Genomic DNA, 6,029 nt, shown 5'->3' with positions numbered 1-6,029 from the left:
TTTGGCATTGATGGTTCCCCCTTTGACGAGCTGCTGGATCTGTTTTTCGCGCATGGCCAGCATGGCTGCCACATCAAATGGTTTTCCCGAGTAAATAATGTCATCGCGCATCCGGACAATTTTGTTCCCAAATTCTTCATCTGCCGCGATAGGACGCAGCTTGACCAGCGCCTGGCGTTCATAAGGCCACGCCGCCCCTTCGTGAGAAAAGTAGCTCTGAAATGCTTCCGCAGAGACAGCCAGGCTGCCAGCTTGCCCGTAAGGACGCAGCCGCAGATCGATTTGAAAAATGCCCTCGCTGCGGGCTTTGATCATCTTCGAAAATCGTTCGACCAGCTTCAGGTAGTATTCATTATTGGTGATGATTTCAGGCCCCACTGTCTGGCCGGTGCCTTCGTAGATAAACATCAGCTCGATATCTGAAGCAAAGCCGAGTTCGCGACCTCCGCATTTCCCTAAAGCACAGATCGATAGCTGGCAGGGATCGCCGGACTCCAATTGGGGAAGACCATAACGTTCCCGGACCTGTTTGTTACAGATTTCATACGCCCCCTGGACAACCACCTCTGCCACATCGGTTAATTCATCGGAGAATTGTCCGAACTCGGAAATGTGGCCTAAAATATGCCGCATGTCTGTGCGTAACATCGCCCGGTCTTTGAAGGCGTTCAATCGTTCCTGCTGTTCTTCGGGTGAACTGGCTTGTTCCAGTTCTCGGGAGAGTTCTGCTTTCAGTTCGTCGAAGGGGATTCGATTTTTCAGTTCTTCGACATTTGCTACCACCGGAAAGAGATTGGAATGTTGCAATCGTAAAAAATCTTCCCAGAGAAAATCACTGACGCCGAGCAGTCTGGCTAAAGCGCTCAATACGTTGGTGCGTTCCAGCGACGAAATTTCTTCCACCCAGTCGGGTTGTTTGAAAAGGTGTTCCAGGAATTCTCGAAAATGCAATAATGCCGCTTCCGGATTGGGTGAGCGCGGCAGTAAGTGGGTAAAATGTTTGATCAGCACGACGGCAGCGCGTAAGCCCTGCTGTTGTTCCTCCGAGCTGATTTTTTCCCCTTTTTCATCGGTCACGTAGAGGACGTCTCTGACTTTTGTGGCTTCAGAATCAATGACCATTCTTGCGATATCAATGCCACTCATGGAAAGGGCGTTGGTCAGTTCATAAAGGAAACCGATCGTATCTTCGGACTCAATCCGTAGAATGGTGTGCCTGCTGTCTGTATCGTTATCCAGTTCGATTTCGACGGGATAGAGCACCTGGCTGGCTTGAGACAAATCGCGCAGTGCCCCGGCCACGCGTTTTGCCAGTTCTCCGACGGCTTCGCGGCTTTTTCCGGATTCCACCTTATTCAGCAGTTCCGTCAAATCATTTTTATAATCGATCCAGATTGTTGACGGCACACCTTCAACGGGTGCTTTGACATCCAGCACGATTACAAACTTACGGGTATTTTTCGACTTTTCACTGGTCCTGGATGAGCGGCTCTGCGACGAAGCGGCTGGTTTGACTTTCTGGTTGGTGAAGAGGTGCCCTTTTTGAATATCAAATCCATACACGAACAGCAGGCCGCAGATTAAAGATAAGTCTCCCGTCTGATCAAAGCCAACCATCGTGAGTCGGATCTGCTTGTCCGGTAAACTTTCTGTTTCCAGTTCAACAATATTCCGGTCGCTCAGCTTTTTGGCCATCAGGCTATGTTTTTCGATTTCCGTTTCGTTAAACACTTTGGAGTAAGATGCGGCCATCATGCCGATCAGGTTCGTCTCCTGTTCCGGGCCGGTCGTATGGTTTTCGGAATTCGGCTTGAGCGATGCATGGATATATTTTTTGAAGATGCCTCTGACGGCTTTACGGTGTTGTTCATAGTATTGAACCAGTTGTTGTCCATCCTGAAAATCGAGTCTCCGTGCCAGATATGCCAGTTCCCGTTCATCGGTCGGCATGCGGTGTTCCTGGTTGTAATGCATCAATTGGAGGGCGTGTTCAATTTTTCGAAAAAAGACATAACCGCTGGTTAAGTAGCGGTACTCATCCGCCTGGATTAATCCCTGATCAACCAGTCTCACCAGCCCGTCCAGCGTATTAATACTGCGGACAGAGGAATACTTTGCGCCGTTGGATATTTGCAGATACTGAGTGGTAAACTCGACGTCCCGAATGGAGCCTTTCCCCGATTTGACTTCGCCCCAGTCTTTCCCTTTCTTTTTCAGATCCGTTTCGATGCGTTGTTTCATTTCCAGGACATTTTTTCTCACTTCTTCCGGGTCACAGCTGAAGATCTGTGGCTCAATCCGGCGAAAGAACTCGATGCCCAGTTTCTGATTTCCGGCAATCACGCGTGCCTTCAACATCGCCTGCTTTTCCCAGAGCCGCCCATGTCTGGCAAAATAATCGACGTAGGCGTCAACCGTGGTGACCAGTGCCCCCGAGCGGCCCCACGGACGCAGCCGCATGTCGACGCGATACAGAAAACCTTCCGACGTTGATTCCATCAGGGATTTGATGAGACGCTGACCCAACTGCCAGTATTGTGTCGAGTTGTTACCGGCTATGAATACGAGGTCAATATCGGAGCTGTAGTTCAACTCCTCGCCTCCCAGTTTTCCAAATGCCAGCACGGCAAAATCATCAATCGGCAATTTCATTTCTTCCGAGAGAATGGTCAGACAGGATTGTACCAGTCCGTCTGCGAGCAGTGAAAGTTGAACCGTGATATTTTTCAGGTCCATTAAACCGAAGGTATCACAGGCACCGATTCGCAGAAGTTCCCAGCGCTGGAAACGTCGTAATACGTCAAATTTTTCTGCCGTTGATCCGGTTTCCGCACGCGCCGCCGTCATGGCTTCCGAGTAAAACTGCTGCTGGCTTTTGAACTCGGCAATGCGATTGTAACGGGTGAGCCGTTCCAGATAGTCCGGGTTTTTTAAAAGAATTTCCGTTAAAAACTGACTGCCTACAAACAGTCTGACCAGAATTTCCACGGCCCGCGGATTTTGTGTGAGGAAACCCAGCATGGTTTCCGGTTGGGAAACGCTGTTCATGAATCGTTCAAAATTGATTAATGATCCGTCCGGAGTGGCTGCGTCGGACAGCGCCTGAAAAAGGGTGGGCAGGATGTGCGTCAATTCTTCACGAATGCGATCAGTGTTACACATTTCCCGTAAGCGTATCAGAGCGCGTTCCTGATCTGTAAAGCCGATTCCGGAAAGAATCAACTGCACATCTTCATCAGTAACGGGAACTGCCGGGTCCAGCAATTTGGACGCATATTTGTGAATAATGGGTTTGATCATATGATTGGCAGAACCTGCTGGCGTTGATACCTGAAGGTACAGGTTTCCGTTGAAAAAGGGGCTGATATTTTGAGAGAGCACTCAATTACATTAGATTTCGGACAGAGGGTTCTTTTCCCAGAACACATCTTACAAAAGTGTAGCGAGATGTCATTCGGTATTATAGGCTTAAGTTGGACCAAAAGCAGGCACTGTAAATCTGAATTGGCAATGATGCGGATGAGTCAGACTATACCTGTTATCTACAAGTCTCAGAACGAATCGGACAGTTCAAAACGGGTTGCTGCTGAAGCAGGGGGGAGAAATGAGTTGTTACCGTTGCCTGATGGGGAACTGATTCCTCTGAGTCAATTTGTGCGAAAGAATCCATTCGTAACGCCTCTGCTGTTTCCAGTTGATTTTAGCGGAGGACTATTCTACTCTGGAATAAGGCAGCGGGAGCCTGTTAAGATGCTCCAGTCCGTGTTGTTTTAGAAAAGCGAATTCAAATCCATGGAACATCTTCAATCCAGCCGTCGGGACTTTTTAACGCAATTATTGTGCGGTGTTGGTACAACTGCCTTCGCCGGTCTCACCTTTGCAGAAGGTACAAAATTCCCACCCACACGCGTAATCACCAGAGGGCCGCGGCATCACTGGTTTGGCTATTACGACAAGCTGCAGTTTGATCCCACCAGTCGTTATGTGTTAGGGATGGAAGTCGCGTTCGAGCATCGATCCCCCAAGGCGGATGACGTGATCAAAGTAGGCATGGTTGATCTGCAGGACAACGATCGCTGGATTGAGCTGGGGGAATCCTCGGCCTGGAACTGGCAGCAGGGTTGTATGCTGCAATGGTTGCCCGGTTCCGATTCGAAAGTGATCTGGAATGATCGCGAAGATGGTCAGTATGTCAGCCGCATGCTGGATGTGAAAACAGGCAAAGGGCGTACGGTTCCCGCGCCCGTTTATTCGGTGAGTCCCGACGGCAAGACCGCGGTGACTCCTGATTTTCGACGGATTCAGGATGTCCGACCCGGTTATGGTTATCCCGGTTTTCCAGATCCGAATTTTAAGGATCTGGCTCCGAAGGATTCCGGAATCTTCCGCGTCGATCTCGAAACGGGAAAATCGACGCTGATTCTTTCACTGGATGAAATTTCCAGAACCGGCGCGATTCCCAATCAGCAGAAAGACATCAAACATTATTTTAACCATTTACTGTTCAGCCCGGACGGTTCACGATTTATCACTCTGCACCGCTGGCAGTATCCGAATGGAAAACGGCTCTCTCGGATGATCACGGCCCGACCTGACGGGAGCGATGTGCGGGTCGTCATCGATAACGGTTCTGTTTCACATTTTATCTGGCGGGATCCTGCTCATATTCTGGCTCAGTCGAAAGCATCAGCGGACAGTCCTGCCTGGGGCGATTTTCTGGTACGCGATGAGAATCAGGCTGAGTTAAAGGAAGTCGGGAAAGGGGTGCTCGATAATGGCGGGCATTTAACGTATCTGCCCGGCAATGAGTGGATTTTGAACGACACTTATCCGAAAGGCAAGGAACGGATTCAGACGCCGCACCTGTATCATGTGGCATCGGGGAAGCGGATTGACCTCGGCCATTTTCATCTGCCTGCGGTTTACACGGGAGAATGGCGCGTGGATACGCACCCCCGTTTCAGCCCCGATGCACGTTATGTGTGTATTGACGCGCCCCACAAAAATGAAGGACGGCAGTTACAACTGATTGACATTTCCGAGATCGTGGGCACAACCTGATCAGCAGAGCAGAAACGAGCTGATCGGTTATTCGGTGCCGACTTTTGCTTCTGTTTTTTCTGGCTCGGGTTTCTCTTCCGGGAGCGCTTCCCGGGTGATGTTGAGCTGATAAAACTTATTGCGGGTGAGTGCCCGGTCCAGCGCCCCGCTGTCGACAGCGCTCCTGTTGATGAACGAGATTTCTTTTGCATCGGGATTGAACTGAATCGATGCCTGGTCGACCCAGACGAACCCTTTCAAGCTGCGTTTTACCGAGTCTTTCACATCATCGCCGCCGTAGACGCCGTAGTGAATGATATATTTCTGTTTTGTATCCGACGGGGGATCTGTTGTTGCCGACATTGTTCCCGAAGCAGAGTTAGCAAGGTTTGAATCACCATTCGCAGCCAGGTCGGCAGGGGAGAGGTCGATTTTTTCTGCACGCACAAAGATGCCTGCCGTTGAGAACGCATTGATTGCAGCCCGTTCGACTTCCGAGTGATCTCCCAGACCTTTCAACCTGATATAGGCCCACTTTCCGTCGTAATTAATGACCAGAGAATCGGGAACATAGCGATCAATTTGTTTCAGTAATGTTTCAGCAATTTGAGGTGAAGTGTCTTTATTGAACCTGAGACGATTCAATGTTGTGATTCGGAAGGTGAGAAAATTAGAGTCCATGATTCGCGAATTGGGGTCGCTGCTGACTTCTTGAATTGAGGGGGCCTGGTCAGCCAGGATAATGGATTTCGCAAAGAAATGTGCCGCAAACTTTTGTGGTATCTCTGCAGGCAGCGCCCCTGTATATTCGAAACTAAGAGTCATTTTATCCACGTCAAGATAAATGGACCTTTGATCGTACTCGGGGACAATCTCTTTCAGACCCAGTTGAATATTGTGGACGAGAGACTTTTTCCAGAAGTCGGCACTCGATTGATTGGAGCTTTTCAGATTATTCTCATGAAATTTATCAAAACCAGTTACTTTGA

3 protein-coding genes are annotated in these 6,029 nt (G+C 49.5%); 1 reads left to right on the top strand and 2 read right to left on the bottom strand.

From position 1 onward, the window contains the following. The coding region (locus tag Q0294_RS12580) for a glutamine synthetase adenylyltransferase (RefSeq protein ID WP_299465688.1) at positions 1-3,300 on the bottom strand (3,300 nt) is incomplete at its 3' end. 492 nt (positions 3,301-3,792) lie between these two features. Here Q0294_RS12580 and Q0294_RS12575 point away from each other — a divergent pair. After that, positions 3,793-5,061: a hypothetical protein gene (locus tag Q0294_RS12575; RefSeq protein WP_299465685.1), complete on the top strand. Its 1,269-nt coding sequence runs from the start codon at positions 3,793-3,795 to the stop codon at positions 5,059-5,061. 27 nt (positions 5,062-5,088) lie between these two features. Here the strand turns inward: Q0294_RS12575 and Q0294_RS12570 are convergent. Next, on the bottom strand, positions 5,089-6,029 hold a 941-nt coding region (locus Q0294_RS12570; RefSeq protein ID WP_299465682.1), incomplete at its 5' end, for a hypothetical protein.

This window comes from uncultured Gimesia sp., from assembly GCF_937919775.1.
Taxonomy (GTDB): Bacteria; Planctomycetota; Planctomycetia; order Planctomycetales; family Planctomycetaceae; genus Gimesia.
This window is presented reverse-complemented; position numbering and strand designations above follow the sequence as displayed.

What these genes read in the sequence shown, in the direction of transcription:
- Q0294_RS12575 (WP_299465685.1), top strand. Translation starts at nt 3,793, where the DNA reads ATGGAACATCTTCAATCCAGCCGTCGGGACTTTTTAACGCAATTATTG.